The 26,554-nt window shown below is 33.7% G+C and carries 25 protein-coding genes; 15 read left to right on the forward strand and 10 right to left on the reverse strand.

All coding sequences use genetic code 11. The annotated features are described in order from the left end of the window. Window positions 1-21: 21 nt before the first annotated feature. Window positions 22-1,440 carry a tetratricopeptide repeat protein gene (locus tag FA048_RS13210; protein WP_136841757.1) on the reverse strand — a complete coding sequence of 473 codons (1,419 nt, stop codon included), beginning with the start codon at window positions 1,438-1,440 and terminating at the stop codon, window positions 22-24. Between the two features lie 80 nt (window positions 1,441-1,520). Then, window positions 1,521-2,555 carry a hypothetical protein gene (locus FA048_RS13215; protein WP_136841759.1) on the reverse strand — a complete coding sequence of 345 codons (1,035 nt, stop codon included), beginning with the start codon at window positions 2,553-2,555 and terminating at the stop codon, window positions 1,521-1,523. A 286-nt stretch (window positions 2,556-2,841) separates the two neighbouring features. Here FA048_RS13215 and FA048_RS13220 point away from each other — a divergent pair, with 286 nt between their 5' ends. Next, a complete protein-coding gene (locus tag FA048_RS13220; RefSeq protein ID WP_136841761.1) occupies window positions 2,842-5,148 on the forward strand; it encodes a TonB-dependent receptor in 2,307 nt (768 codons plus the stop codon). A gap of 47 nt (window positions 5,149-5,195) precedes the next feature. Further along, window positions 5,196-6,272 (forward strand): HmuY family protein, encoded by a 1,077-nt coding sequence (locus FA048_RS13225; protein WP_136841762.1) that lies wholly within the window; start codon window positions 5,196-5,198, stop codon window positions 6,270-6,272. Window positions 6,273-6,391: 119 nt separating this feature from the next. Here the strand turns inward: FA048_RS13225 and FA048_RS13230 are convergent, their stop codons facing one another. Genes FA048_RS13230 through FA048_RS13240 form a run of 3 tightly spaced genes read right to left on the reverse strand, consistent with a single transcriptional unit; the run spans window position 6,392 to window position 8,774 of the window. Continuing rightward, the gene (locus FA048_RS13230; RefSeq protein WP_136841764.1) at window positions 6,392-7,273 is read right to left on the reverse strand and encodes a class I SAM-dependent methyltransferase; all 882 of its coding nucleotides are present in this window, start codon (window positions 7,271-7,273) and stop codon (window positions 6,392-6,394) included. Between the two features lie 17 nt (window positions 7,274-7,290). After that, a complete protein-coding gene (locus FA048_RS13235; protein WP_136841766.1) occupies window positions 7,291-8,043 on the reverse strand; it encodes an ABC transporter ATP-binding protein in 753 nt (250 codons plus the stop codon). After that, entirely contained in the window at window positions 8,040-8,774 is a 735-nt protein-coding gene (locus tag FA048_RS13240) for an MlaE family ABC transporter permease (RefSeq protein WP_136841768.1), read from the reverse strand. Before FA048_RS13240 ends, FA048_RS13235 begins: the two co-directional genes overlap by 4 nt. 145 nt (window positions 8,775-8,919) lie before the next feature. Here FA048_RS13240 and FA048_RS13245 point away from each other — a divergent pair, with 145 nt between their 5' ends. From FA048_RS13245 to ispG, 5 genes are all read left to right on the forward strand, one after another. Beyond that, the gene (locus FA048_RS13245; protein ID WP_136841771.1) at window positions 8,920-9,609 is read left to right on the forward strand and encodes an SDR family oxidoreductase; all 690 of its coding nucleotides are present in this window, start codon (window positions 8,920-8,922) and stop codon (window positions 9,607-9,609) included. 23 nt (window positions 9,610-9,632) lie between these two features. Then, window positions 9,633-10,280, forward strand: coding sequence for a PspC domain-containing protein (locus FA048_RS13250; protein WP_136841773.1), 648 nt, complete (start codon window positions 9,633-9,635; stop codon window positions 10,278-10,280). Between the two features lie 39 nt (window positions 10,281-10,319). Continuing rightward, entirely contained in the window at window positions 10,320-11,282 is a 963-nt protein-coding gene (locus tag FA048_RS13255; protein WP_136841775.1) for a LiaF transmembrane domain-containing protein, read from the forward strand. 109 nt (window positions 11,283-11,391) lie between these two features. After that, complete coding sequence (locus tag FA048_RS13260; protein ID WP_136841777.1) at window positions 11,392-11,994, forward strand: RDD family protein; 603 nt, start codon at window positions 11,392-11,394, stop codon at window positions 11,992-11,994. Window positions 11,995-12,129: 135 nt separating this feature from the next. Then, complete coding sequence (ispG, locus tag FA048_RS13265) at window positions 12,130-14,115, forward strand: (E)-4-hydroxy-3-methylbut-2-enyl-diphosphate synthase (RefSeq protein WP_136841779.1); 1,986 nt, start codon at window positions 12,130-12,132, stop codon at window positions 14,113-14,115. Between the two features lie 83 nt (window positions 14,116-14,198). Here ispG and FA048_RS13270 read toward each other — a convergent pair whose 3' ends face one another. Further along, on the reverse strand, window positions 14,199-14,621 hold the full coding sequence (locus tag FA048_RS13270) for a secondary thiamine-phosphate synthase enzyme YjbQ (RefSeq protein WP_136841781.1): 423 nt from the start codon (window positions 14,619-14,621) through the stop codon (window positions 14,199-14,201). A gap of 93 nt (window positions 14,622-14,714) precedes the next feature. Beyond that, window positions 14,715-15,047 (reverse strand): cupin domain-containing protein, encoded by a 333-nt coding sequence (locus FA048_RS13275; RefSeq protein ID WP_136841783.1) that lies wholly within the window; start codon window positions 15,045-15,047, stop codon window positions 14,715-14,717. Window positions 15,048-15,206: 159 nt separating this feature from the next. Here FA048_RS13275 and FA048_RS13280 point away from each other — a divergent pair, with 159 nt between their 5' ends. Then, window positions 15,207-16,610: a sensor histidine kinase gene (locus tag FA048_RS13280; RefSeq protein ID WP_136841785.1), complete on the forward strand. Its 1,404-nt coding sequence runs from the start codon at window positions 15,207-15,209 to the stop codon at window positions 16,608-16,610. Window positions 16,611-16,615: 5 nt separating this feature from the next. On the opposite strand, the gene FA048_RS13285 is transcribed toward FA048_RS13280, so the two are convergent. The 3 genes from FA048_RS13285 to FA048_RS13295 are packed head-to-tail and all read right to left on the reverse strand — an operon-like array spanning window position 16,616 to window position 18,400. Next, entirely contained in the window at window positions 16,616-17,143 is a 528-nt protein-coding gene (locus FA048_RS13285) for a GNAT family N-acetyltransferase (protein ID WP_136841787.1), read from the reverse strand. A 23-nt stretch (window positions 17,144-17,166) separates the two neighbouring features. Further along, on the reverse strand, window positions 17,167-17,994 hold the full coding sequence (locus FA048_RS13290; protein WP_136841789.1) for an alpha/beta hydrolase family protein: 828 nt from the start codon (window positions 17,992-17,994) through the stop codon (window positions 17,167-17,169). Window positions 17,995-18,001: 7 nt separating this feature from the next. After that, window positions 18,002-18,400, reverse strand: a complete 399-nt coding sequence (locus FA048_RS13295) for a DoxX family protein (protein ID WP_136841791.1) — start codon at window positions 18,398-18,400, stop codon at window positions 18,002-18,004. Between the two features lie 184 nt (window positions 18,401-18,584). On the opposite strand from FA048_RS13295, the gene hemA reads away from it, so the two are divergent. From hemA to FA048_RS13330, 7 genes are all read left to right on the forward strand, one after another. Continuing rightward, window positions 18,585-19,811, forward strand: a complete 1,227-nt coding sequence (gene hemA, locus FA048_RS13300; protein ID WP_136841794.1) for a glutamyl-tRNA reductase — start codon at window positions 18,585-18,587, stop codon at window positions 19,809-19,811. Window positions 19,812-19,962: 151 nt separating this feature from the next. Further along, window positions 19,963-21,534, forward strand: coding sequence for a hydroxymethylbilane synthase (hemC, locus tag FA048_RS13305; RefSeq protein ID WP_136841796.1), 1,572 nt, complete (start codon window positions 19,963-19,965; stop codon window positions 21,532-21,534). A 415-nt stretch (window positions 21,535-21,949) separates the two neighbouring features. Further along, on the forward strand, window positions 21,950-22,915 hold the full coding sequence (gene hemB / locus FA048_RS13310) for a porphobilinogen synthase (protein ID WP_136842440.1): 966 nt from the start codon (window positions 21,950-21,952) through the stop codon (window positions 22,913-22,915). Between the two features lie 99 nt (window positions 22,916-23,014). Further along, a complete protein-coding gene (gene hemL, locus FA048_RS13315) occupies window positions 23,015-24,385 on the forward strand; it encodes a glutamate-1-semialdehyde 2,1-aminomutase (protein WP_136841798.1) in 1,371 nt (456 codons plus the stop codon). Window positions 24,386-24,460: 75 nt separating this feature from the next. After that, entirely contained in the window at window positions 24,461-25,327 is an 867-nt protein-coding gene (locus FA048_RS13320) for a sensor histidine kinase (protein ID WP_136841800.1), read from the forward strand. A 1-nt stretch (window position 25,328) separates the two neighbouring features. Then, a complete protein-coding gene (locus FA048_RS13325; RefSeq protein ID WP_136841802.1) occupies window positions 25,329-26,036 on the forward strand; it encodes a response regulator transcription factor in 708 nt (235 codons plus the stop codon). Continuing rightward, window positions 26,036-26,554: a hypothetical protein gene (locus FA048_RS13330; protein ID WP_136841804.1), complete on the forward strand. Its 519-nt coding sequence runs from the start codon at window positions 26,036-26,038 to the stop codon at window positions 26,552-26,554. The genes FA048_RS13325 and FA048_RS13330 overlap by 1 nt, the downstream gene beginning before the upstream one ends.

Genomic DNA, 26,554 nt, shown 5'->3' on the forward strand with positions numbered 1-26,554 from the left:
TCTTTAGTATTAGAATTTTTGCTAAAGTGTTTTATTTTTCATTTTTTCATATGCTTGGCCTGCTCTGAGGACATAATCAGCATTTACATTTTCCTTTTTTGCTAAATCCATCGCTATTTTTTGAGTAACCAATGCTTCGTTATATATACCCATAGCATAATAAATATGTGCTAATGTATCATAATAACTTGATTTAGGATCTAATTCTATAGCCCGTTTACTCCAAATCATTGCTTTAGAAAGATGATTAATATTTTTAGTTCCCGTTTGATAGAATTTATAAGCGATGTTATTTAGTTCATTGGAATATTGATTTGTGGCCGTAACTGCAGTGAAAGTCATCTCTGTACGGGTAACTTTCTGTGTTGGGTTTAACCTTAAAAGACTATCGATTTTTTCTTTAGACGCCATTTTTCGATTTGAATTATCTGGCATTTGCCTTCTCATCTTTTCTAAATCTTCAGCCTTATTCTTTTTATCTAGTTTTTTTATAGAATCCGCACTCAATTTCATATAATGCCTGTCGTAAAAACTTATGGCACTTCTAAAGTATGAAGTAGTGTCTCTTACGGCATTGTAATAGGCCAACATTCTTGTCTCAAAAGCTTTTTCACCTTTGTCTCGGTTTGAATTCCAAGTGCCTCTAACAAAATTTGCAACTTGGTATGCCTTATTTATGTTTTTTTCTTTTACAGCAGCATTATAACTATTCATTATAATCGCATTATTAATTGCTACACGTTTATCTAATGGTTCTTGCTGATAGATCTTATTAAAAATTGCTAGATTAGTTCGGCTAAATTTGTAAGCATTTCCATCTAATTGTGGCCCAGCTTCAAGAATAAATAACACTGTTTCATAATCATTAAAATCGCCAACTTTTAACATATTTACATAATCTTCAATTAATTCAGAATTGTCAGTAATTCCATTTTTCTTCCTTAGGTTAATTAACTGTTTAAGTATTTGGATATCTGTTTTATTTGCTTCATGAGCTTTTGCTAATGTAGTCATCGATTCCTCCTTACTCATTAATAAGGCTTTATCCATCATCGTTAAATACTTAGATTTATCAGATGAATAACCGAAATCTTTATAAAAAAGATCTTGATTAGTATGCATAAATAGAAATGAAGGGAAATTAGTGATTTTATAAGTCGAAATTATTTTTCTCATCACTGTATCAGCAAAGTTAGCCTCAAAGACAATAAAATTTGCTTTCATCTTATTTATCACATCATCTTCTTTAATAGCTTGATTTGGCTTTATTTTGGCCGCCATTTCGTCTGATGGTTTAACATTAATGATTAATAAAAGTGGTTTTTGTCTCTCTTGAGCAAGTTCAATTGCCTTTTGATAAGTTTTGGCATCACTTAAACTTTGAGAAATAGCAGCAAAAGGGAGAAGAATTAGGAATGTTAAATTTAGAATGATTTTCATTTGATGTAGATATTTCTCTAATATAAAAAATCCCCATTCAAATTAATCGAATGAGGACTTAAAAATATTTATAAACCTAATTATTGGTATTGAATATAACTAGGAATTGGTTTTAATTTCATTAACTCTTCTGGTGTCATTAAACGTTTTGGTTCTTTTTTCAAATCGTTTTTATAGAAAATTTTGAAACCAGTAAATTGAACAGGTTCTCCATAAATAAAATGACGATAAGTACCTAATTTTAAATCAGGTTCGCCCCAGCCATCCATATGCATAACAATTTGTACTTCTGGTCTTAACTTGATGCTTTTGTAATTTGTAACCATTTTTTTAGTGAAACGGTGTACCACAAATACCTTAGGTGTTAAATTATGTTTCTTAACAATGTCTGCTAAATAACCAGTTACATAATTTAAATCTGCAGCGTCATAAGTCCCTATTTTTTTGCCTGGCAATGAGCCATCTTTCATAGAGAATTCTGGGTCAATACCTAAATGTACATTAGGCATTTCCAAATATTTTTGAATGTGAGGAAGTTCTGCTTTGATATTACTCAATGCTACTTGTAAATCTAAAAATACAATGGTATTAGGTCGCATCTTTGCAATTTTTAATACAGAATCAATCTGTTTGTTTCCCATTCTATTAATGTACTTACCATCTTTTCCAGGTGTACCACTTGCAACTGCAGCAATGTAGTGCAAGCCAGCTTGTACAGGGGTAGAAGGATCCACTTTTTCCCAACGTTTAATTTCTTTATTTAAACGAGACCACATTTCTTTTGGGGCATACTCGCCTAAAGCACCCATTTTTTTAGAATGCAAGTTTCCATAATAAACAACAATGCGTTTAAAGGGTAAAATTGCACCATCAATTGGGTAAGGTTGATTTTTTACCGGCCACTTGCCTGTAGTATCGCCATTAGCTAATTTTTTTACTAATTGATCGTATTTTGCTGTATCTACTGGAGCACGTAAGTTATCTTCTTCAACTTTAGTTGTATCATTTGAAGCAGTTTTTGATCCAGGTTTTTTAGCATCAGAAGTACAATAAGCAAAAGTGCTTATTGTGGCTATTCCTATTAATAGACCACCTACAATTTTTGTTATTTTCATGGGATAGATATGATTAGTTTTTAGTTAAAATTCCAGTTTTGCAAAAATACATCATTTCATCACAGCCTTGTATTATAATTATCCACACATTAACATTTGATATAAAATAAGTGGGAATTGGTATCCAAATGTATTCTTAAACTTTATATACACTACTATTCAAGAATTCTTCGTACTATAAAAAACCGCTATACAAGTGTTTAAAGTTTATTTTAAATATTATTTGTAATTAGTCTAAATAAACTTTATCATTGCGTTATTATTTGAAATCATTCTAAATAACAAAATGGTGAAAACATATTTACTCTCTATTTTTCTTTTACTCTTATTCAAAAGCACTTTCGCGCAACAGCAAAATAAAACATTAATTATAACAGGTAAGGTATTAACAGTAGAAGGTTTACCTGCTTCAGGATTGCTCGTTACAATTAAAGATTCGAAATATATTGCCTATACTCAAAACGATGGGTCATTTAAAATACCATCAACAGCTGGCAACAAACAATTAATTATAAAATCTGGTATTTCTTCGTTAGAACAAAATATTGAAGTTAATGCTAACCAGTTAGTAATACTTACAATTACGCTAAAAGAAAAAGCTTACGAACTAAAAGAAGTGGTGGTTACAGCACAATATGGGCCGCAATCTATCAAAAACTCTGTTTATAATGTGCGAACCATAAGCGCAGAAAAAATTAGACTTAGAGCGGCAACCAATGTGCAACAGGTACTAAACACTGAATTGGGTTTTCGTTTTAATAACGATTTAACATTAGGTACAACAGATGTTGAATTGATGGGGATGAGTGGTAGAAACATCAAAATCCTTTTAGATGGCGTACCAATGGTAGATCGTTCTGATAGCAGAGAAAGCTTAAACCAGATAGATATTAATACAGTTGAAAGAATAGAGATTGTTGAGGGGCCAGTTTCTGTAGTTTACGGTACAGATGCACTTGCCGGAGTAATTAATATCATTACCAAAAATGCTGGTAAATCATTATTAAATATTTCTGCTAGAGTGCAAGAAGAAACTGCTGGAAATGAATACGAAGCTTTAAGTGGTGCTGGATTACACAATCAGAACATAGGCGTAAGCTGGCAAAATAAAGGTTGGAGTGCGTTAGCTGGTTTTAGCCACAATGCGTTTGGGGGATGGAATTTAGCAGAAAAAACAGCTACACTAGATGAAGTAAATGCCATTACCAATAGATGGAAGCCAAAAGAACAATTTTTAGGAAACACTAAAATTGGTTATAGAAACAATAATTTTAACATTTGGTACCGTTTAGATGGTTTAAAAGAAACAATTGATACCAGACTAGGTATTAATCCAAATAATTATAAAGGCAAATTACAAACCTACACTACAAAACGTTATACGCACCAAATTCAATCGGAATATAGGTTTTCTAAGCAAGTAGAACTTACAGTAGTTGCTGGATATACAGACTTACAAAGAGCTACGCGTTCTGTAATTCATGATTATACTACAAATACAGAACAACTTACAACAGATGCAGGAGAACAAGATGTTGCCAAATTCAATGGTACAAGTGCGAGGATAACTGTACAATACTTTGCCAATAAAATGATTTCTATTCAACCTGGCTTTGAATATAACAGAGATGCTGCAAGTGGACAAAGAATTAAAGGTACGCCTGTCATTAACGATTATGCATTTTTTGCTTCATCAGAAATTAGACCGACAGAAAGCATTAACATTCGTCCAGGTGTGAGGTTTATTAAAAACTCTGTTTACGATGCACCAGCAGTTATTCCTTCCTTAAATACCAAATTCGGATTAACAAAAAATTTCGACTTGCGTTTATCTTATGCTCGTGGTTTTAGAGCACCAGCTTTAAGAGAATTGTATTATGATTTCTTTGATGCCAGTCACTCGATTAGAGGGAACGAAAATCTAAAAGCAGAACAATCTCATAGTTTCAATACATCATTGGTTTGGGCAGGCATACAAAAAGATGATATGCAGTTTAGAAGTACAGCAACAGGCTTTTATAACCTCTTTACCAATAGAATTGACTACGGTATGGACCCAACAAACTCATCCATTACCACATTAATCAATGTTTCTAGATATAAAACCATTGGTGGTACACTAGATAATACTTTCATCCTTAAAAATTTACAAGCAAGTCTTGGTGTTTCTTACATCGGTAGGTATAATAATCTCTTGATAAATGAAGTAGCACTAGATGTACCAGAGTTCATGTGGGCACCAGAAATCAACGGAAATGTAATTTATAATTTCCCTAAAATTAATGGTAGCGTAAGCTTATTCTATAAATACACAGGCAATAGACCTGGCTACCAATTGGCTACGGTAGATGGTGTGCAAACAGCTAGAGTGGTAAAAATTGGTGCTTTTAGCTGGGCAGATTTAATGCTTAATAAAAACGTTTGTAAATATTTTACCATCAATGCAGGTGTTAAAAATCTATTTGATGTAACGCAATTAACAAATACTTCAACTTCTAGCGGTGGCGCACATAGTAGCGGTGGCGCAAGCGTTCCATACAGTTACGGTCGCTCGTATGTGCTAGGCTTATTATTTAACTGGAATAAAAATTAATCCCAAATCCTTAAAATACATTTAAACACATATTAAATTAATAAAAAATGAATAAACTTAACTCATTCGTAGCGGTTGCATTGTTAGCTCTAACATTTACAGCATGTAAAAAAAGTAAAGATGAACCAGTAATTGTTGTACCACCATCTGATGGTAGCACATTAACTTTAGAAGGTAAAACAGCTGAATCTAACTATACAAATGTTGTGTATACAGATTTAAGTAAAGATAAAACAACCAAAGTAGATAGAAAATCTTGGGCTTTAGGCTTCTATTCTGGTGCAGATTTTAAAGTAATGTTAAATCAGTCATTCCAGACTTTAGCTGCAGTAGTTAATAAAACAGATATTAATGCTGTGACTTTAGACGATGCTAAAACCACATTGGTTTATAATATAAATTTGCAATCATCAACCTTAGCAAATGCAGTTAGCTTAGTTGATAATTACAACGGTAGCCTAAACCGTACAGCAATAGCTAGCATATCTGCTACAGCTGATGAAAATAAAGTCTACATTTTATCTGTCAACGGTTTGTTTATAGAACCAAATCTATATAAAATACGAATATTAAGAAATGGTACTACTGGCTATACGCTACAATATGCGAAAATCCAAGAGACAACTTTTAAAACTGTAAATATTTCTAAAAGTGCTGACTATAACTTAACATTTGTTTCGCTTGGAAATAATAACGATGGAGCTATAGTAAATGCTGAACCAAAAAAGGATGAATGGGATTTAAATTGGAGTTACAGTACCTATAAATCTGTTGCTGCAAATTTAGAGTCTAATCCTTATTGGTATCAAGATTTTATTTCTATAAATACCTTAGCTGGTGTTAGCGCTGCACAAGTCTCAACAACTACTAAAACTTATGCTGCATTTGCAGAAAGTGATATTGCTTCATTAACTTTCTTAAATGAAAGAGATGTAATTGGTTCTAAGTGGAGAACTTCACCTGATTTTACTGGTGCCGGAGGTGGTGTGAAAACAGATTTATTCTATGTGATAAAAGACAGTTCAGGTAATGTATATAAGTTAAAATTTGTAAGCTATATTACAGGAGATGGCGGCGAAAGAGGTAAACCAGTTATCGAGTATAAATTGATTAAAAAAGGATAATATATTTGGTTATGTTTTGTTTAGGAGCTAGGCTTTCGAGGATTCGGAAGCCTTTCCTATATCTTGAATCCACTAAAGGAGACTTGTTATACCAATTTGTATGTTCCGCCTTTAGGGGGCTAGGGGGTTCTAAACTTACCAAAAACTCCTAAAGGCAATTTAATACCAGAAGTGGCCTGTAGATAAAGCTCACCAGTTTCTAAATTTTTAACTTGAGGAAAAGATGTTTTAATTAGGTTTTCTACAATAACTGAAGAGAAACCCAAGGAGTACGTATTTAAAATTAAAAAATGTTCTTCTTCGTCCAGTAATTGTACTACATCGTGCATCATTTCTTGAATATGGTCTTCTAATTTCCATTTTTCTCCATTAGGGCCGTGTCCAAATGCAGGTGGATCTAAGATAATGCCATTGTATTTTTTACCACGCTTCAACTCTCTTTTCACGAATTTCAAAGCATCTTCTACAACCCAGCGTATATCTTTTAAGTTAGATAATTCCTGATTTTCATTAGCCCAGTTTACCACTTGTTTAATCGAATCTACGTGAGTAGTATCAGCTCCTGCAGCTTTTGCAACTAAAGACGCCGCTCCTGTATAAGCAAAAAGATTAAGTACTTTCGGAATAGGTGTTTTAAATTTTTTAATTGATGATGAAATATAATCCCAGTTTACAGCTTGCTCCGGAAAAACGCCAACATGTTTAAATGATGTTAAACCTAAACGTAAATTGATGCTAATGTCGTCATTCTTATAATTTACGTTCCAGCGGTCTGGCACATTTTTATCAGCTTTTAGCCATTCGCCACTAGTTGCAGAACGACCTTTAAAATTAATATGGGTTTTTTTCTTCCACTCTTGCGGTGATAAGGTCTTTTTCCAAACAGCTTGTGGTTCCGGACGAGATAACACTAAATTGCCAAAGCGTTCTAGTTTTTCGAAATCTCCGCAATCTAATAATTCGTAATCTTTCCAGTGTGTTGGAGTTAAGAGGCTTATCATAAATGGTGTAGTAAATATTAAAGTTTGCCTTTAGCTGCTTTCATAAAGCGGCTGGCAAATACAAAATCATTCAATTCTTCTATATCTGTTTTAGAAATTTCTTTGTTAGAACCCTCCCAGAATTTTTTTCCTTCGTGTAAAAAAATAATATAATCTCCAATACCCATTACAGAGTTCATATCATGAGTAACCACGATGGTTGTTGTATTATATTCTTCCGTTAATTCCTTAATTAACTCATCAATTACGATGGAAGTTTTGGGGTCTAAACCAGAGTTCGGCTCATCACAGAAAAGATATTTTGGGTTCATTGCGATAGCACGAGCAATACCCACACGTTTTTTCATCCCTCCAGAAAGCTCTGCAGGATATAATTTGTTTTTTCCTTCTAGGTTAACGCGCTCTAGACAAAAATTTACACGATCTAACTTTTCTTCCCTAGTTTGCTCGGTAAACATGTTTAAAGGAAACATGATATTCTCCTCAACTGTCATCGAATCGAACAATGCAGAACCTTGGAATAACATTCCAATTTCTTTTCTTATTTCAATTCGCTCTTCAAAATTTAATTGCGTAAACTCTCTTCCATCATATAATACGGATCCTTCTTCAGGTTGGTGCAAACCAATCATACATTTTAAAAGAGTGGTTTTGCCAGAACCAGAACCACCAATAATTAAATTGGTAACTCCTTCTTTAAATGTACCAGAAATGCCTTTTAAAACCTCATTATCACCAAATGATTTGTGGATGTCTTTAATCTCGATCATAATAATAATTGGGTTACAATGTAATCGCACGCTAAAATACTAATACAGCTTACAACAACTGCTCTTGTACTTGCTTGAGCAACTTCTAAAGCACCACCTTTAACGTAAAAACCTTCGTAAGCTGGTACAGAGGTAATGATAAAGCCAAAAACAAATGCTTTTACCAATGCTACAACAATAGTATATGGATTAAAATCCGTTGTAATGCCCTGCATATATTCGGCTGCAGAAACTGCTCCAGAAAGTGTTCCACCCAAATAACCACCACCAATGCTTAATACCATTGAGATAATAACCAATACTGGAACCATGGTAATACCTGCCAAAATTTTAGGTAAGATTAAATAGCCTGGCGCATTGATACCCATAATTTCTAAAGCATCAATTTGTTCGGTTACCCTCATGGTACCAATTTCTGATGAAATAGCAGAACCAATTTTACCAGCCAAAACAATAGCGCTAATCGTAGGACTTAACTCTAAAATACTCGAGTCACGATTTACAGAACCAATGATTGTTTTAGGGATTAAATCACTAACCAACTGGAAAGCAATTTGTAAAGTCATTACCGCACCAATAAAAGTAGAGATAATGCTAATTAACCCTAAAGAGCCAATACCAATAAAATCCATCTGTTGAAAAATGGCTTTTAAATATATTTTAGTTTTTTCGGGTCTTCTGAACGCTGCTTTTAATAGCAGTATATACTTGCCAAAATTGGTAAAGTTCATTTAATATAAATTAGCTTTAAAGTAATTACAATATTATACAAAGAAACAATAAAAAATGTTCTGGCTTTGTGTGTTTATTAAAAAATATTATTGTTTCCCGATATTAATACCCTTTTTTGTGCTAAATAAAACATCTTATTAAGTTATGAATGCAATAATAACTGGTGCAACCAAAGGTATTGGAAAAGCAATTGCTTTAAAATTAGCAATTAAAGGATACAATTTAGCAGTTTGTGCAAGAACTGAAACTGATTTGCAGTTACTAAAGGACGAATTAGCACAGTATAATGTTAAGGTAATTGCCTTAAAGGCAGATATGGGAAATAAAGATGAGATCTACAATTTCTGCAATGAAGTAAAAAGTTCATTTAATAATGTTGATGTTTTAATTAATAATGCAGGAGTTTTCATGCCTGGAAGTATACTTGATGAAGAAGATAAAAACTTTGAATATCAAGGCATGGTAAACGTCAATGCCACCTATTACCTGTCTAAATATTTTGGTAAAATGATGCGTTCGCAACGCAATGGACATATATTTAACATCTGTTCTGTGGCTAGTTTAGAAACAATTGAGAATGCTAGCAGTTACTGTGTAACAAAAACAGCGATGCTAAGTCTTAATAATGTATTGCGGAAAGAATTAGCTCAATACAACGTTAAGGTTACGGCAATTTTGCCAGGTTCTACATTAACAGCTTCATGGGAAGGAACAGAAATTAACCCAGACAAGTTTGTACAACCAGAAGATATTGCCAATTCTTTATACTCCATTTTAACTTTAAGCAGTGGTGTAAACGTTGATGAGATCATTTTGAAGCCTTTAAATTTTTAAACAATAAATAGGAGGAGATAGTCATGGAAAAGAGATTACATAGAAACGAACACGACAAAGTTGTAGCTGGTGTTGCATCTGGGTTGGCAGAATACATGCAAGTAGATATTACAATAGTAAGGCTATTGTTTGTATTGTCTACCTTGTTTTTAGCTGGTGCAGGTTTACTTGTTTATATTGTAATGTGGATTGTTGCTCCATTAAATAATGATCCTATGGCAAAATTTAAAAAATTCAATGAGCATTTTGAAAAGCAGAATGCAACTTTTAACGGCCCATTTAATAATCCACAAAACACTGAAGAAACAAAATGGAATACACCAAATACAGATTTTAACACGCCAAATGATATGAATAATTTCCAAAAACCTAAGAGCAGTGACACAGGCCGAACCATTGGTGGATTAATTTTATTGGTGCTAGGTATTTACTTTTTACTAAGGCAATTAGATATCCTTCCATACTGGTTTAGCATTTGGAAAATATACAAATTATGGCCATTAGCTCTTGTAGCAATTGGTATTAGCTTAATTTTTAGAAACCAAAGAAAAACAGAGTGGGATAATTTTAAGAAAACAACAGAAGAAGCGCAAAAAACGCAGACTGAAAGCCCTGTTAAAGAAGAACCTATAATTACAGAAGATAAAGATTCGGCAACACCAAATCCTTAATTAGAACCACAAATTAGTATTAATTTAAAACTTAAAGCAATGAAATTTGACAGAATAATATGGGGTGTGCTACTTTTGTTTATTGGTGGTGTACTATTGTTAGATAATTTTGATATTATCACTTTCTATTGGCGTAATGTATGGGATTTTTGGCCAATATTTTTAATTATATTAGGTGTAAATATTTTATTTAATAGAAATAATTCGCAAACCGGAAACATCATTTCATTAGGTATATTGGTTGTCGCTTTGTCTATTCTTTTTGTAAAGGGGCAAGAAAAACCCACAAGTAAGTATTGGTGGAGCAATGGTGTAAAACATCATATTGATATAGACGATGATGACTATGATAATGACAACGATAGCAATAGTTACAGTAAATTAAATTTCTCCGAGCCTTATCTAGCCACAGATGCAGCTAAAAAAACAATCTTAAATCTTTCTGGTGGAGGAACCTCTTTTGAACTAAAAGGAAATACTGATAGTTTGTTTTTGGCTGATGTTAAAAGAAGAAATGGAAACTTCTCTCTAACAAAAACTACTTCAGACAGTGTGAATACGCTGACTTTTAAAATGCAGAATAAAAATAAGAATTGGTCATTTGGAAATGGTAATGATGTTGATGTACATTTAAATACCAATCCAATTTGGGAAATGAACTTAAAAATGGGAGCTGGGCAAGTAAAATTTGATTTAACAGATTATAAAGTTAGAACATTAAATTTTGATGGTGGTGCAGCTGAGTTAGATATTAAAATAGGAAGCTTATTGCCAATTGCTGATGTGACTGTTAAAACCGGTGTAGCAGAAATAAAAGTTCATATTCCTGAAGGTTCTGGATGTAGAATTAAAACAAAAACAGGCTTATCTACAAAAGACTTTACAGGTTTTACAAAGATTAGTGAAGGTGTGTATGAAACACCAAACTATCAATCGGCAGCGAATAAAATTTTCATTAATTTTGAAGGTGGAATTAGCAGCTTTGAAGTAGATAGATATTAATGACCGAAAAAAGTCAGTAAGCATTCAAAAAATAAAAGATGTATATTAGTGTTTAGCTAATATACATCTTTTTGTTTTAAGCCAATTTCCTCAACAATTCTCAAATTTAATGGAATACACAGTAGTTATAAATGGTAAACCAGAGGGGCCATATAGTTTAGCCGAACTTAAAAATCTAAACATTAAGCCTGGGACATTTATTCGTAAACCGAGGATGGATGATTACAAAGAGGCACATGAAATTGCTGAATTAAGGGAGTTGCTAGGATTTAGTTTTCAACAAACTGCCCCTCAGTATTTTGCTTCATTTGATCAACGCTTAATGGCATCTGTGATAGATTACTTCTTGTTAATGATAGCGTATGTAGTCATTGTGCTTTTAGCATACATATTTATAGACCAAAAGCTATTTAGAATTGGCACTGCATTATTCTTTTTATTTTTGGTACCAATTGCTAAAATGATTTATTCTACAATTGCTGAAGCCTCTATTAAGCAAGCAACCATCGGAAAACGTTTGTTAGATATTAAAGTAGGTGATATGCTCGGTAACCGTATTTCTTTAAGTGTGTCTTTTGCCAGAAACATGGCTAAAATACTTTCGACCCTTCCACTGTTTTTAGGTTATTTTTATAGTTTTTTAAATAAAAAGCAGCAATGTTTACATGATGCCCTGGCCAATACTTTAGTAACTAAACAAAGATTGATATAACACTTGTAGGTTTAGCCTCGCTACTAATGAGTAATTAACTATACTGTTTTAAGAACATAAAAGACTGCAATTTTCAACAACAATTTAACAATCCAACAATATAACATTTGAACATTTACTCTATCTTTGCGTTGCATGCAAGACATAATTAAACCATACCAATTAGAAGGTGGTTATTGTAATAGTTTAACCCAATATTCTAGATTTTTAACCCGTGAAGTTAAGATTGGAAATATCCCAATGGGAGGTTTAAATCCTATTCGCATTCAATCTATGACAACTACAGATACCATGAATACTTTGGCAACAGTAGAACAAACGATTAGGATGGTAGAATCTGGCTGCGAATACGTACGAATTACTGCACCAAGTATAAAGGAAGCCGAAAATTTAGCAAATATCAAAAGAGAGCTACATGCTCGTGGTTATGATGTTCCATTAATTGCAGATATTCATTTTACGCCTAATGCTGCCGAATCAGCGGCTCGAATTGTAGAAAAAGTTCGAGTTAATCCTGGTAATTATGCAGATAAAAAGAAGTTCGAAAGCTTAGCATACACAACTGATGCCTACCAGGCTGAGCTAGAAAGGATTTATAAAAAGTTTACCCCACTAGTTAAAATTTGCAAAGAGTACGGTACAGCAATGAGAATTGGTACCAATCATGGTTCGCTTTCAGATAGAATCATGAGCCATTATGGAGATACACCAAGAGGAATGGTTGAGTCTGCAATGGAATTTATCCGCATGTGCGAAGACTTGAACTATTATAACTTATGTATTTCTATGAAAGCTAGTAATACACAAGTAATGGTGCAAGCCTATCGTTTATTGGTAGAAATGATGGTGAAAGAAGGAATGAATTATCCTCTGCACTTAGGTGTTACCGAAGCAGGAGATGGAGAAGATGGCCGTATTAAATCTGCTGTTGGCATCGGAACTTTACTAGCTGATGGTTTAGGAGATACCATTCGTGTTTCTTTAACAGAAGATCCAGAATTTGAAGCACCAGTTGCAAGAGCTTTAGCAGATAGGTACGAGAGAAAAGCTCAAAGCGAAAAGCTGGAAGCTGAAAGTACTGTTATCGTTTGTCATCCTGAGCCTATCGAAGGACTTACCTACTCTCCTTATCAATACACTCGCCGCATCACAACTCCTGTTCAGCAAATTGGAGGCCATTTCCATCCAGTTGTTTTGATAGACGTGACCAAACAAAACCTAAAAGACCCTTATTTTTTAAGTGCTTTAGGCTATAATTACAGTGCCGGATTAGATAAATACAACCTATCAGACCAAGCTTGTGATTTGGTTTACTTAGGAGATGAATTGCCTTCTTTCTCTTTTCCAGGTAATTTAAAACAATTGTATAATTACCATACTTGGCTAAATTTAAAAGATAAACATAATTGTTATCCGCTATTAAGTGAAGAAGAGTTTAACAATGCAGTGCAAAAAGATGAATTGTTGAACTTTGTAAGTATCAATGCAGAACAATTCAGGAACTCAACTATTCAACAATTTAATAATACCACTGTAGTCATCCTCGAAACTGCTCAAAATCTCGGAATGCAACAGCAAAGAGCATTTTTCGTTGCTTTGCAACAGCAAAACATTCAAGTTCCAGTAATTATTAGAAGGACTTACAACAATGTTGATGCAGATCAGTTAATGTTATATGCTGCTAGTGACCTTGGTGCTTTATTAACTGATGGTTTTGGAGATGGTGTATGGATTCATGCCCCAGAAGCAATAAATCTATCCTTAGTAAACTCTACAAGTTTTGGGATTTTACAGGCTACAAGAACTCGTATTTCTAAAACAGAATACATTTCTTGTCCAAGTTGTGGAAGAACTTTATTCGATCTGCAAGAAACCACACAATATATTCGTTCTAAAACAGATCACTTAAAAGGTATTAAAATTGCCATTATGGGTTGTATTGTAAATGGCCCTGGAGAAATGGCTGATGCCGATTATGGCTATGTAGGTACTGGACCTGGGAAAATTACTTTATATAGAGGTAAAGAAGTAGTGAAGAAGAACGTAAATACCCCATCGGCATTGGATGAACTCATCGAAATTATTAGAGAAGACGGAAATTGGGTTGAAACAAAGTTGTAGGTAATAAGTTGTAAGTTATACGTGAGGTCATATCACTAAAAGCACTTTAAAAAACTTATAACGTAGAACTTACCACTTAAAATTTACATGCCCCAAGCTGTAATCACTACATTTCTATTGCCACCATAATTGCGGTGCTCGCATAAATAAATTCCTTGCCAAGTGCCTAATGCCAATTCGCCATTGCGAATAGGAATCATTACTGACGTGTCTAATAATGCTGATTTAATATGTGCAGGCATATCATCAGAGCCTTCATAATCGTGTTTGTAATCAGGGTCGTTTTCAGGAACAGCTTTATTAAACCACATTTCAAAATCTTTTCTAACGGTTGGGTCGGCATTTTCATTAATGGTTAACGAAGCAGAAGTATGTTGAATAAAAACTTGGAGCATGCCAATTTTTAAATCCTTGATTTCTGGAATAGCCTGTAAGATTTCAGCTGTGATTAAATGAAAACCTCTACTTCTCGCTTTTAAGCTTATTGTTTTTTGAAACATTTGCATAATTATTATCAATTGTCATGCAGAGCAACGCGAAGCATGTGAAGGGTAAGTTTACAAAGAAATCCTTCGACAAACTCAGGATGGCAAAAGTGATTAATATTTAAAATCTTCTCTTCCCGGACTAAAAATATCCAACAATGTACAATCAGTTACTGCTCTTCCACCATGTGGCACATTGCCAGGAATTAAAACAAACTTGCCAGTATCTAAAATCTGAGTTTCGTCGCCAACTGTCATCTCAAACTGACCTTTTAAAACAAAAGCACACTGGTGGTGAGGGTGACTGTGAATAGGAGAATCGCTCCCAGCTTTAATATCAATAAAATTAATGGTATTGTTATCGGTATGAATAAGTTTAGAAAAGAAACCTGGACTCATTTCTTTAACTTTAATATCGGCAAATTGACGGAAAATCTCTTCGTTCATAAGATCTAAATTAGACAACAAAAGTATAGATTTTTATAAAAGCGAACTATAAATGTATGAAGAGATTTCGTTGCTATTTTTGAAATGTTCTTTTAAGTTAATTTTTTTAATTAAAAGTAAATAATGAAGGAAATTTGTTAGCTTCAATAAATTTTGAGGATGACTTTTAAAGCGCGAAGTAGATTAGTAATAGTATTGGTGTCAGTCGCTTCGCTAATTCTTATCCTATTTAATTTTTATTCGTCAAAAATCAAGTCTGGAGTTAGATCTTATATCAACGGAGAATCTGCTTACTCTAAGGGCCAGAAAGATGCCCTCTTAAATTTAACTTATTATTTAAGTACACAAAAGCCATCTTATTGGGAAAAGTATCACGAATCGTTGAGGGTTCCAGATAGTGATAATAAAGCCCGACATGCCATGGTAAACAATGAGGCAGATTCTATTGTATATGATCATTTTATTAACGGAAAAATACATCCCGCTGATATAGGTAATATTATTTGGTTGTTTAAGAACTTTAGAGAGGTGCCAGATTTTAAAAAAGCTGTTGAGCTTTGGAGTAAATCTGAACTGATACTAATTGATATCAAGAAAACTGCCAATGCTTTTAAATCTAGTGTAGATAATAAGTCAATCAATCCAACCTTAAAACAACAACTTTCATTAAAAATTTCTATATCTAACATTAAGCTAACAGAATTGGAAACAGATTTTTCTAAAACGCTGAGTAGCATGGCAAGGAAAATCGAAAATTTATTAAATTGGGTAAATGCACTAGTTACAATTTTAATTGTTGGGAGTTTATCAGCGTATTTAATGCTAGTAATTGCTAAGTTATATAAATCTAAAAGTGAATTGAAAGTGAGTTATGATAAGGTTTCTGATTTAAATTTAGAGCTAGATACCTTTGTTTATAGCCTTTCTCATGATTTAAGAGCACCATTAACCTCATTGCAAGGCCTAGTTAAATTAGCTTCGTTAGAAACAGATTTAGATGTAATGAAAGAGAATATTCATTTAATGGACAGGCTATTAGATAAACAAGATGTATTTATTAAAGATGTCATTGCTTTATTGCAAAGAAGAAATCTAACCCCACAATCTAAACTTATCAATTTAAAAACCATTATAGAGGATGCTTTTGCTTTAAATGAGAATCATATTAATTATAAAGGGATTGAAACCACGATTGATATAACTGAAAATTCTTTGGAAATTTATAGTGATATCGTATTTGTTAAAATTATAATCAATAACCTTATCTCAAATGCTTTTAAATACAGCGACTCAAAAAAAGAGCATAGATATATTAATGTAAAAGTGAGAAATTACAATGAACATGTGATATTGGATATTGAAGATAATGGAATAGGTATTTCTAAAGAGTTTCACCAAAAAGTTTTTGAAATGTTTTTTATACTTGATTCTGGTAAGAGAGGTACTGGTTTAGGTTTATACATTATCAAACAGTCTGTAGAGAAACTAGGTGGAACCATTCATTTAGATTCCACATTGGGAGAGGGAAGTAAGTTTACGATTACGCTACCTAAGTTTGATTAAGTAATTTATAAGCTTGGGTTTTGAAGCATTAACCAATTGTGTGGTTGCCCTTTGTAGTCAAATATCTCAATAAATTTAAATCCTACCTTCTCCAAAATATGTTTTGAAGCACCATTCCTAATATCGGTTATGGCATAAATCACATCTAACTTTAATAGTTCAAAAGCATATTTAATACTAATCTTAACCACATCTGTTGCAAAACCTTTACCCCAATGCTTGGGTAGAAAACGATAGCCCAGTTCGTAGAAATTTTGATGACCATTCATCTCCTCAATTATTAATTTTAGTCCACCCCAACCTAAAAATTCCCCGCTTTCTTTTTCTATAACTGCTAAACGGCCCACACCATTTTCTAAGTATTGTTTTTGAATAAATTCTATATTTTCTTTCGCTTGGGCTAGAGTTGTAATCGGCTGATTGCCAACATATTTTTGAACTTCAGGATTTGAATTGAGTTCAAACATTCCATTTACATCTTCAGTTCTTAGTGCTCTTAAAATTAGTCGTTCGCTCTCTAAATAGAATTGCATTTGATAAATATGCTAATAGAATCTCAATAAATCTCATTTAAAAATACCAAACTTTTCTCGCAAACCTGAAACAACTGAGCTGGAATAGTCTCTTTTTCATAAGGATGTGATGCACCATACACATGATTGGCGCCTTCAACTTTTACCAATCTACTATTTGGATTTGCGTCTGCTAGCTTTTGTGCAGTTTCAAAAGGTACATTTACATCATCATCACCCTGTACAATTAACCATGGAATATTTATCCGCTTTGCGCTAGCTAAAATGTCTAATTGATTTTTGTTTGTTTCAAAATCTTCTAATAATGTAACATTCAAAGGCATTTTCTCTTTGGTTCGAGCATTTTCCACATAGATTTTCCCTTCCTTTTTCCAATCTTTTTCCTGCCCTTTTTTCCAAAGACTGTTAAATGAAGAGATCGCACTCCAGGTAATTAACCCTTTAACATACGGGTTATTTGCGGCTTGTAAAATGCTTAATCCACCACCACGGCTATGACCAATTAGAAAAACTTTGGTAACATTTAGGTTTTGTAGGGCATAATTTATAACCAAGTCAACATCTAACATTTCCTTAGAAACAGTATTAGCCGCAAAAGTTTCTAGATCTGTCACATCATTTGGTTTTTCTATCGTTACTCCGCTATGCGATAAATTAAATTTTAAGTATCGGTAGCCATTTTGGGCAAAATATCGAGCTACTAAGTGATGCGCTCCCCAATCTTTAAAGCCTTTAAATCCATGAATAAAGATAACTAATGGTGCATTTTTTTGAGTTTCGTTAAATGTAAGGTCCATTAAAATTGGTAAATCATTACCTCCTTTAATGGTATGTTTTTCTACAGTAATCATATAATTCTTAAATTAAATTAAACTTCATTCTTGAACACCAATACGCCCAAAAAACGAAGATAACCTGAAAAGGTATTCTTAGCCAAGCTATAAAAGGGGTAATGGTCCAATTACCTAACAAAAATGGAGCATCATTTGCTTTTTGAATCATAATAATATGTGATGACAAAAATACGATCAACATTAATATGATTCCCCAACAAGCGTACTTCCTTGCTTTCACAGAAAAAAGTAATAGGGCAAAAGTAATTTCGAAAAACCCTGCGATGTAATTTAACATTTTTGGATAGGGTAAATAAGGTGGTATTATGGTTAAATAAGGAGAAGGTTTGATGAAATGATTAACTCCAGCACCAAAATAAAAGATAATCATTAGCCATAAAGCTATTTTTTGCCACAGGTTCATATCCTAAATTAACCAAATTTTGTCAGCCTTTTATCAAGTAATTTAAGTGAACACCCAATCCATATAATGAGGGCGTTTTTTAATTTAAAATCTTTCTAAATTAGGGTAAATTACAGCGTAATGACAGATATACGAGTTTGCGTATTTACTTTTGTTACGCTAAAATTAACAGGCTATAACCATTTTGGAATATTTAAAGATTATTGCATTTACACATAAGCAGATTGACCTAAAAGCTTTAGGGAAATTAGTAATATGTGAGCATACGCTGGATGATAGGTTGAGAAATATCCAATCAGAACTAAACATTAAAGAAATATTTTACATCGGTACTTGTAACCGAGTAGAGTTTGTATTTACTGTTGCAACAGAAATTGATAAAACTTTTATTAGTCGTTTCTTACACGTATTAGATATGGGTTTACCTGAGGAATATATGGAACAGTTTATTGAAAATGTATCCGTATATGAAAAAACGCAAGCATTTAATCATTTATTGCGCACCTCTTGTTCTTTGGAAAGTTTAGTAGTTGGTGAAAAAGAAATTTTAGCTCAAGTGCGTAAAGCTTACGAGGCTTGTAGAGTGGCTGGCTTTACTGGCGATTACATGAGAATGATTATGAATCGTGTGGTTAAAACAGCAAAAGAAGTTTATACACATACTAATATCTCAAAAAACCCAGTTTCAATTGTTTCTTTGGCCTATCGCAAACTGCGTGAATTAAATGTATGTGCTAATTCTCGATTATTGATTATTGGTGCCGGTGAAACCAACAAAAATATTGCTCAATACCTTAAAAAGCATAAATATTCTAACTTTTCTATCTTTAATAGAACAGTAGAAAATGCAGAAAATTTAGCCAAGGATCTAAACGGAACAGCCTATCCACTTTTTGAATTAGAAAATTACAATCAAGGTTTTGATGTAATTATAACTTGTACTGGTGCAACGCAGCCAATTATAACCGAAGAAATTTATATTAAATTATTAAACGGAGATACTGGCAAAAAAGTAATTGTAGATTTAGCAATTCCTAATGATGTAGCACCGGAAGTAGTTAAAAACTTCCCATTCCACTATATTGAAGTAGAATCTTTAAAAGAAATTGCTCGAAAAAATATCCAAGAACGTTATGATGAGTTGATAAGTGCAGAACACATTATAGATGCAAATATCAAAGAATTTGATTCTGTTTTACGCCAACGCAAAATCGAAATTGCAATGAGTGATGTGCCCCAAAAAATTAAGGATATCAAACATAAGGCTATCACTACTGTTTTTGCAGATGAGATAAATACAATGGATGATAACTCAAGAGCGGTTTTGGAAAGAGTTATGGATTACATGGAAAAAAAATGCATTACCATACCAATGGTAATGGCAAAAGAAATTCTAGTAAAAAATAGCTAAATAGATTTGCGTATTGAGATATGAGATTTGAGACAACAATCAAATCAATTTCCCAATCTACTTTGCGCTCTTGGCGTCTTTGCGGTTAAAAGAACTCAAAGCATATAACCCTTTCAAAATTTTATTAATTTAGCAGAAAACTAAGCATAAGGTGAAGAAAATAATAATCGGTACACGCGGCAGCGATTTGGCATTATGGCAAGCTAACAATACAAAAGATAGATTGGCAAGCATTGGAATAGATGCAGAATTAAAAATCATTAAAACGCAGGGCGATAAAATATTAAATCTTAGACTTGATAAATTAGAAGGGAAGGGTTTCTTTACTAAAGAGTTAGAAGAAGAGCTTTTAGCTGGTACAATCGATATTGCTGTGCACTCTCACAAAGATTTACCAACTACAAACCCAGCAGGATTAATCATTGCAGCAGTTACTGAGCGTGAAGATCCTGCAGAATTATTACTGATTTTAAAAGATTGTGTAGATGTAAGCCAAAAATTATCCTTAAAAAAAGGAGCAATGGTTGGTACTTCATCTAATAGACGTAAAGCGCAGTTATTGGCTTTGCGTTCTGATTTGAATATCGAAGATTTGCGTGGGAATGTGCCAACGCGTATTCAAAAATTACGCGATGAAAATTACGACGCTATTTTATTAGCAAAAGCTGGTGTAAATAGGTTAAATATAGATTTAAGTGAGTTTCATGTAGAAGTTGTAGATACAACAGAATTGGTTCCGGCACCAGCGCAAGGTGCCTTAGCTATTCAAATTCGTGAAAGTGATACTGAATTGTTTAACGCTTTGCAACAGATACACAATGCGGCAACAGCCGAAGAAATTGCTGTTGAACGTAAAGTGTTAAACCTGTTTGAAGGCGGTTGTCATATGCCGTTAGGTTGCTACTGTAAAAAAGAAAATGGTTTTTTCGAAGTTTGGACTTCTAAAGCAGAAACTGATGAAGATTTTCCTGACCGCTTATTTTTAAGATCAGAAACTACTGAAGGTTTAGCGGAGAAAATTGTTGCTGGGTTTGATAAAGAAAGAAAAATGCCAACTAAGGTTTTCATATCCCGAGAAATCGGAGAACATAGTTACTTTAGAAAAGCTTTAGCTAAACATGATATAGAAATAGATGGGCGTTCGTTAATTCGTACATTCCCAATTGTAAATATTTTAGATCCTTTTTATTTAAAAAACATCGATTGGATATTTTTTAGCAGTAGAAACGGAGTTGAATATTTCTTTAAATTAAACCCGCTTTTGGCTAAAAAGGTAAAGTTTGGTGTAGTTGGTCGCGGCTCTGAAGATACTTTGAGAAAATTCGGTCACTTGGCAGATTTTGTTGGCGAAAGTGGAGATATTGTAGAAGTAGCGGAGGAATTTGCAAAAATAGTTGGTGGACAAACCGTACTATTTCCAAGAGCCCAGGATTCTTTATTAAGCATTCAAAAATCATTAGGGATAGACACAAAAATTGTAGACCTGCCAATTTATGAAACCGTAGTAGCTGATGATATTGATGGTACTACCGCTGAAGTTTTAATCTTCACAAGTCCATCTAATGTTGATGCTTATTTTGCTGATAATTTACTAGATCCCGAACAAAAAGTTATTGCCATTGGTAATTCAACAGGTAAAAAGTTTGAAGAAATGGGCGTGAAATACACTTTGCCTTATTCTCCGGATGAAATTGGACTAGCAGAAGCTGTTTTTGGAATATAATTAAAGCTTAAAGGAGAAAGCTGAAAGACTAAAGCGAAGTTATCTGTATGTCGTCATTGCGAGGAGGAACGACGAAACGATCTTAAAGCTATATATTAGAAAAGGAAGTTCTAGAACAGGAACTTTGTTAGATAAACCTGATAGTAGTGAAAATATTTTTGTCATCCTGAGCGAAGTCGAAGGACAAAAAAGATTGAAACGAATAGCATGACTACATTAACAAAAGAACCATTATCACTTTTCTAAAAAATGATATTTAGGTTATCATACTAAATTATAAAATAAATAGGTTTGCAGTTTAATTTAGAGTTATGGGTTACGAGTTATGGGTTATAAGTCGTGATGCATAATAATATAATAAATAGATCAGGGCTCGATGCCCATAACATGTAACCAACAACTTGTAACCAATAACATGATTAGACCCCGTAGGTTAAGAAAAAATCCAGTTGTTAGAGAACTAATTGCAGAAACGCGATTGTCGAAGGATATGTTTATTTATCCATACTTTGTTGTGCCAGGAACTGGGGTTACAAAAGCAATTGATGCAATGCCAGGTGTAAACCATTTTTCTACAGATACGTTATTAAAAGACGTAGAAAAAGGATTAAAGTTGGGTGTGAATAAAATTATGTTGTTCGGTGTTGGAGATGAGAAAAGTGAGGATGCAAAATCTGCTTACAATCCACATTCTTTAGTGCCGGTTGCAGTTAGAGAATTAAAGAAAAATTTTGGCGACGATTTATATGTAGTAACTGATGTTTGCGTTTGTTCTTATACAGCTCACGGTCATTGCGGCATTATGAAAGATGATTATATCCAAAATGATTTATCAGTAGACTTAATTGCAAAAATGGCGTTAAATCATGCAGAAGCTGGTGCTGACATGTTAGCACCTTCAGATATGATGGATGGTCGTGTTGCTGCAATTAGACATAAATTAGATGGGGGTGGTTTTGTAAACACGGCAATAATGAGCCACGCCACCAAATTTGCTTCGGCCTATTACGGTCCGTTTAGAGAAGCGGCAGATTGTGCGCCAAATAAAGGTGATAGAAAAGCTTACCAAATGGATTTCAGGAATGGAACTGAAGCAGTAAGAGAAGCATTGCTAGATGAAAGTGAAGGTGCAGATGTTTTAATGGTTAAACCAGCTTTAGCTTATTTAGATATTATTAGTAAATTGAAGCAAAACAGTGACCTGCCAATTGCTTGTTATAATGTTTCGGGAGAGTACTCGATGATTAAAGCAGCAGCACAAAGAGGTTGGATAGATGAACAAAAAGTAGTAATGGAAACGATGCATGCCTTTGCCAGAGCAGGAGCTAGTATCATAACCACTTACCATATTAGAGATATAGTAGAGAATAATTGGATGTAAGAGGAAGCTTAAAACTTAAAGGAGAAAGACTAAAGCGCTTGTTTTAACGCCTAGTCTTGAGCTTTTAACTTTGGTCTTTCAGCTTTTAGCTTAAAAAAAATGTTAGAACAGTTAAAAAAGATATTCTCGGGAAACGAAGAGGAGATGCCGGTAAATACAGGAAGCAAACCTGATATTAGTCGTGAGAAATCGGCAGAATTGTACGCGAAATCGAAAACCTATTTTCCTGGTGGAGTAAATTCTCCAGTTAGGGCTTTCAAATCTGTTTATGGTACGCCATTGTTTATTCAAAAAGGAGATGGCTGTTACATTTGGGATGCTGATGGAAATCAATTTATAGATTTTTGTGCAAGTTGGGGGCCATTAATTTTAGGTCATAACAATGCTAAAATAAGAGAGAAGGTAATCGAAGTAATGCAAAGCGGAATGAGCTTTGGCGCACCAACTGCATTAGAAAATGAATTGGCAGAGCTGATTATTAAGAATAACAGTTATGTAGAAAAAATCCGCTTTACAAGTTCTGGAACAGAGGCTGTAATGTCGGCTATTAGGTTAGCTCGTGGTTATACTGGAAAAGATAAAATCATCAAATTTGAAGGCTGCTACCATGGTCATAGTGACTCGCTTTTGGTAAAAGCAGGTTCTGGATTGGTAACTTTTGGAGAAACCTCTTCAGCAGGTGTACCTAAATCTTTTGCCGAAGAAACAATTGTTATTCCTTTAAATGATACAAATGCAATTATTAAAGCTTTCGAGCAATTTAAAGATCAAGTTGCTGCGGTAATTATAGAAGGCATTCCGGCAAATAATGGTTTGCTAATGCAAGACAAAGCTTACATTGAATTTTTAAGAAATGTTTGTACGGAAAATAAGGCTTTGTTAATTTTTGATGAAGTAATTACTGGTTTTAGGGTAGGTTTTGAAGGAGCAGCTGCTTATTACGGCATCAAGCCTGATATTGTAACTTACGGAAAAATTATTGGTGGTGGTTTGCCTGTTGGGATGTATGGAGCTTCTGCAGAAATAATGAGCCATATTTCACCTGATGGTGGTGTTTATCAAGCAGGAACTTTATCTGGCAATCCGGTTGCAATGGCTGCGGGAATTGCAACTTTAACTGAACTTTTAAAATCAAGTTTTTACAAAGATTTAAACCAAAAAACCAAAGAGTTTGTAGATAGCATTCAGCGTTTTGCAACGGCAAGAAATTATAAGTTCAAAGTGTTTACGGTTGGTTCTATTTTTTGGTTTGCTTTTACCGATAAAGATATCAAAACCGCAGAAGATATTGATCCTGCAAGTATGGAGAAATTTAAACTAATGCATCGTGAATTGCTAAACAGAGGGATTTATTTAGGGCCATCTGGTTATGAAGTTGGATTTGTTTCTGCAGCACACACTAAAATAGAACTAGAGAAAGCAAAAAGAGCTATTTTTGATGCATTGGATTTAGTTTTTAGTAAGAAATAATAATTGTCACATTGAGCCTGTCGAAATGTAATTGAAAAGTCCTTCGACGAGCTCAGGATGACAAAAAAACATATAATGAAAAAGTCACTGCTCATATTTTATTTCCTATTACTTTACGCATTGCTAGAAATGTTTTGGTGGGGAACCGTTGTAATCCAATTGCAACCTCAGCGCATGGCGATGGTGATGGGAGAGGGTTCTGTTTTCTTGTTTTTACTTTGCATTGGTGCTTATTTTATTCACGCTTCTATTAAAAAGGAAGATAAACTGCATGAACAACAACAAAATTTCTTACTGTCAGTTACACATGAATTGAAATCGCCTTTGGCTGCAATTAAACTTTCTTTACAAACCATTGTGAAGAGAGATTTAGATAAACAATTACAAACTTCTCTACTTAATAATTCATTAAAAGATATTGAGCGATTGGATGATTTGGTAGAGAACATGCTACTGGCTACCAAGATTGAAAGTCGGACCTATTCATTTCCAAAAGAAGAATTTGATTTCTCTGAATTGGTTACTAAAATTACAGACAGATTGCAAGTTCATTCTTGCGGTAACCAACAGTTAATCAATACTAAAATTGACAATAATATTAAGGTAGTAGGAGATAAATTTGCTTTATCATCGGTTGTTACAAATTTGGTAGAAAACGCCGTTAAATATTCTGGCCCTTGTGCCGAAATTGCAGTAAGCCTCTGTCAAAATGACGGTAAGCCGTTTTTAACGGTTTCTGATAAAGGTCCCGGCATTCCGGATGGTGAAAAAATGCTTATTTTCGATAAATTTTACCGCGTTGGCGATGAAAATGTACGCAAATCTAAAGGTACTGGACTTGGCTTGTTTATTGTTAAAGAGGTATTACAAAACCACGACGCTGATATTAGCGTTAAAGATAACACACCGCAAGGTGCAATTTTTGAAGTAACATTTAACTAATATGCCACAGAAATTAAGAATACTATTGGTAGAAGATGAAGATCATTTATTAGATGCCATCAAATTAAACCTCGAATTAGAGGGTTATAAAGTTCATGCTGTTAAAGACGGTAAAACTGCATTAAAAATTTTTAAGGAAGAACGTTTCAACCTTATCATTTTAGATGTAATGTTGCCAGAAATGGATGGTTTCCAGGTTTGTGAAACTATTCGTTTAGAGAATACTGAAGTTCCCATTTTGTTTTTAACGGCTAAGAATACTAGCGAAGACCGTGTAATGGGTCTTAAAAAAGGAGCTGATGATTATTTGGTAAAACCTTTCAACTTGGAAGAATTAATTCTACGTGTTGGAATTTTGGTGAAACGTAGCTTAAAAGCAGATGACTTAAAAGAATTAAACTCTTATAAAATTGGCGATAAGACAATTTATTTTAACTCTTTTGAATTGAAACAAGATGACGGAACCGTTGTGCCTTTAACTAAAAAAGAAACAATGTTGTTGAAATTATTAATTGAGCGTAAGAACGAAGCAGTTTCTAGAGAACAAATCCTTGAAACAGTTTGGAATTACGATGTATATCCTTCAACAAGAACAATTGACAACTTTATTTTAACGTTCCGTAAATATTTTGAACCTGATCAAAAAAATCCAGTGTTCTTTCACTCGATTAGAGGTGTAGGTTATAAATTTACAGATAGCGCAAATTAATGTACAATACTTGGAGTAGATATGCTTTAATGGCAACTTTTGCCCTTTCTGCATTGGTAAGTTTATATTTCAATCAATACCAGCTGGCTGCTATAGCCGGCTTTCTCTTTGCCTTTATTTTATGGAGTCACTTTAAACACAGTTCGGTGTTATTGGCATCGAAACATTTTAAGGATGCAAATTATGATAAGGCAGAACAAATATTAAATGAAGTTGTAAACCCAGATCGACTAGCAAAAAACCGCCGTGGATATTACGAGTTTATGAGAGCAAATATCGCTTTGCAACGAGAAGATTTTGAAACTGCAGAGTTTCACTTTCAAATTGCTAGCCGTTTCCCCTTGGGTGGGCAAAATGATAAAGCGTTTGTAATGATTCATTTGGCCAATCTCGCCCTGCGTAAAAAGGATGGCGAAAGAGCAAAAGCATATATAGAAAAAGCCAAAGAGTTGGCAACAACATCAAGAGCTAAAGAAATTATAAAAATTATAGAGAAAGAAGCCAATAATTTGGCCTAA

Origin of the sequence: Pedobacter polaris (assembly GCF_005116505.1) — a bacterium.
Lineage (GTDB): Bacteria > Bacteroidota > Bacteroidia > Sphingobacteriales > Sphingobacteriaceae > Pedobacter > Pedobacter polaris.

What these genes read in the sequence shown, in the direction of transcription:
- FA048_RS13240 (WP_136841768.1), bottom strand. Translation starts at nt 8,774, where the DNA reads ATGAACTTTACCAATTTTGGCAAGTATATACTGCTATTAAAAGCAGCG.
- FA048_RS13275 (WP_136841783.1), bottom strand. Translation starts at nt 15,047, where the DNA reads ATGAACGAAGAGATTTTCCGTCAATTTGCCGATATTAAAGTTAAAGAA.
- hemL (WP_136841798.1), top strand. Translation starts at nt 23,015, where the DNA reads ATGTTAGAACAGTTAAAAAAGATATTCTCGGGAAACGAAGAGGAGATG.
- FA048_RS13220 (WP_136841761.1), top strand. Translation starts at nt 2,842, where the DNA reads ATGGTGAAAACATATTTACTCTCTATTTTTCTTTTACTCTTATTCAAA.
- FA048_RS13280 (WP_136841785.1), top strand. Translation starts at nt 15,207, where the DNA reads ATGACTTTTAAAGCGCGAAGTAGATTAGTAATAGTATTGGTGTCAGTC.
- FA048_RS13290 (WP_136841789.1), bottom strand. Translation starts at nt 17,994, where the DNA reads ATGATTACTGTAGAAAAACATACCATTAAAGGAGGTAATGATTTACCA.
- FA048_RS13245 (WP_136841771.1), top strand. Translation starts at nt 8,920, where the DNA reads ATGAATGCAATAATAACTGGTGCAACCAAAGGTATTGGAAAAGCAATT.
- FA048_RS13225 (WP_136841762.1), top strand. Translation starts at nt 5,196, where the DNA reads ATGAATAAACTTAACTCATTCGTAGCGGTTGCATTGTTAGCTCTAACA.
- FA048_RS13330 (WP_136841804.1), top strand. Translation starts at nt 26,036, where the DNA reads ATGTACAATACTTGGAGTAGATATGCTTTAATGGCAACTTTTGCCCTT.
- FA048_RS13230 (WP_136841764.1), bottom strand. Translation starts at nt 7,273, where the DNA reads ATGATAAGCCTCTTAACTCCAACACACTGGAAAGATTACGAATTATTA.
- hemB (WP_136842440.1), top strand. Translation starts at nt 21,950, where the DNA reads ATGATTAGACCCCGTAGGTTAAGAAAAAATCCAGTTGTTAGAGAACTA.
- FA048_RS13285 (WP_136841787.1), bottom strand. Translation starts at nt 17,143, where the DNA reads ATGCAATTCTATTTAGAGAGCGAACGACTAATTTTAAGAGCACTAAGA.
- FA048_RS13260 (WP_136841777.1), top strand. Translation starts at nt 11,392, where the DNA reads ATGGAATACACAGTAGTTATAAATGGTAAACCAGAGGGGCCATATAGT.
- FA048_RS13250 (WP_136841773.1), top strand. Translation starts at nt 9,633, where the DNA reads ATGGAAAAGAGATTACATAGAAACGAACACGACAAAGTTGTAGCTGGT.
- FA048_RS13295 (WP_136841791.1), bottom strand. Translation starts at nt 18,400, where the DNA reads ATGAACCTGTGGCAAAAAATAGCTTTATGGCTAATGATTATCTTTTAT.
- ispG (WP_136841779.1), top strand. Translation starts at nt 12,130, where the DNA reads ATGCAAGACATAATTAAACCATACCAATTAGAAGGTGGTTATTGTAAT.
- FA048_RS13210 (WP_136841757.1), bottom strand. Translation starts at nt 1,440, where the DNA reads ATGAAAATCATTCTAAATTTAACATTCCTAATTCTTCTCCCTTTTGCT.
- FA048_RS13325 (WP_136841802.1), top strand. Translation starts at nt 25,329, where the DNA reads ATGCCACAGAAATTAAGAATACTATTGGTAGAAGATGAAGATCATTTA.
- FA048_RS13215 (WP_136841759.1), bottom strand. Translation starts at nt 2,555, where the DNA reads ATGAAAATAACAAAAATTGTAGGTGGTCTATTAATAGGAATAGCCACA.
- FA048_RS13270 (WP_136841781.1), bottom strand. Translation starts at nt 14,621, where the DNA reads ATGCAAATGTTTCAAAAAACAATAAGCTTAAAAGCGAGAAGTAGAGGT.
- FA048_RS13235 (WP_136841766.1), bottom strand. Translation starts at nt 8,043, where the DNA reads ATGATCGAGATTAAAGACATCCACAAATCATTTGGTGATAATGAGGTT.
- FA048_RS13255 (WP_136841775.1), top strand. Translation starts at nt 10,320, where the DNA reads ATGAAATTTGACAGAATAATATGGGGTGTGCTACTTTTGTTTATTGGT.
- FA048_RS13320 (WP_136841800.1), top strand. Translation starts at nt 24,461, where the DNA reads ATGAAAAAGTCACTGCTCATATTTTATTTCCTATTACTTTACGCATTG.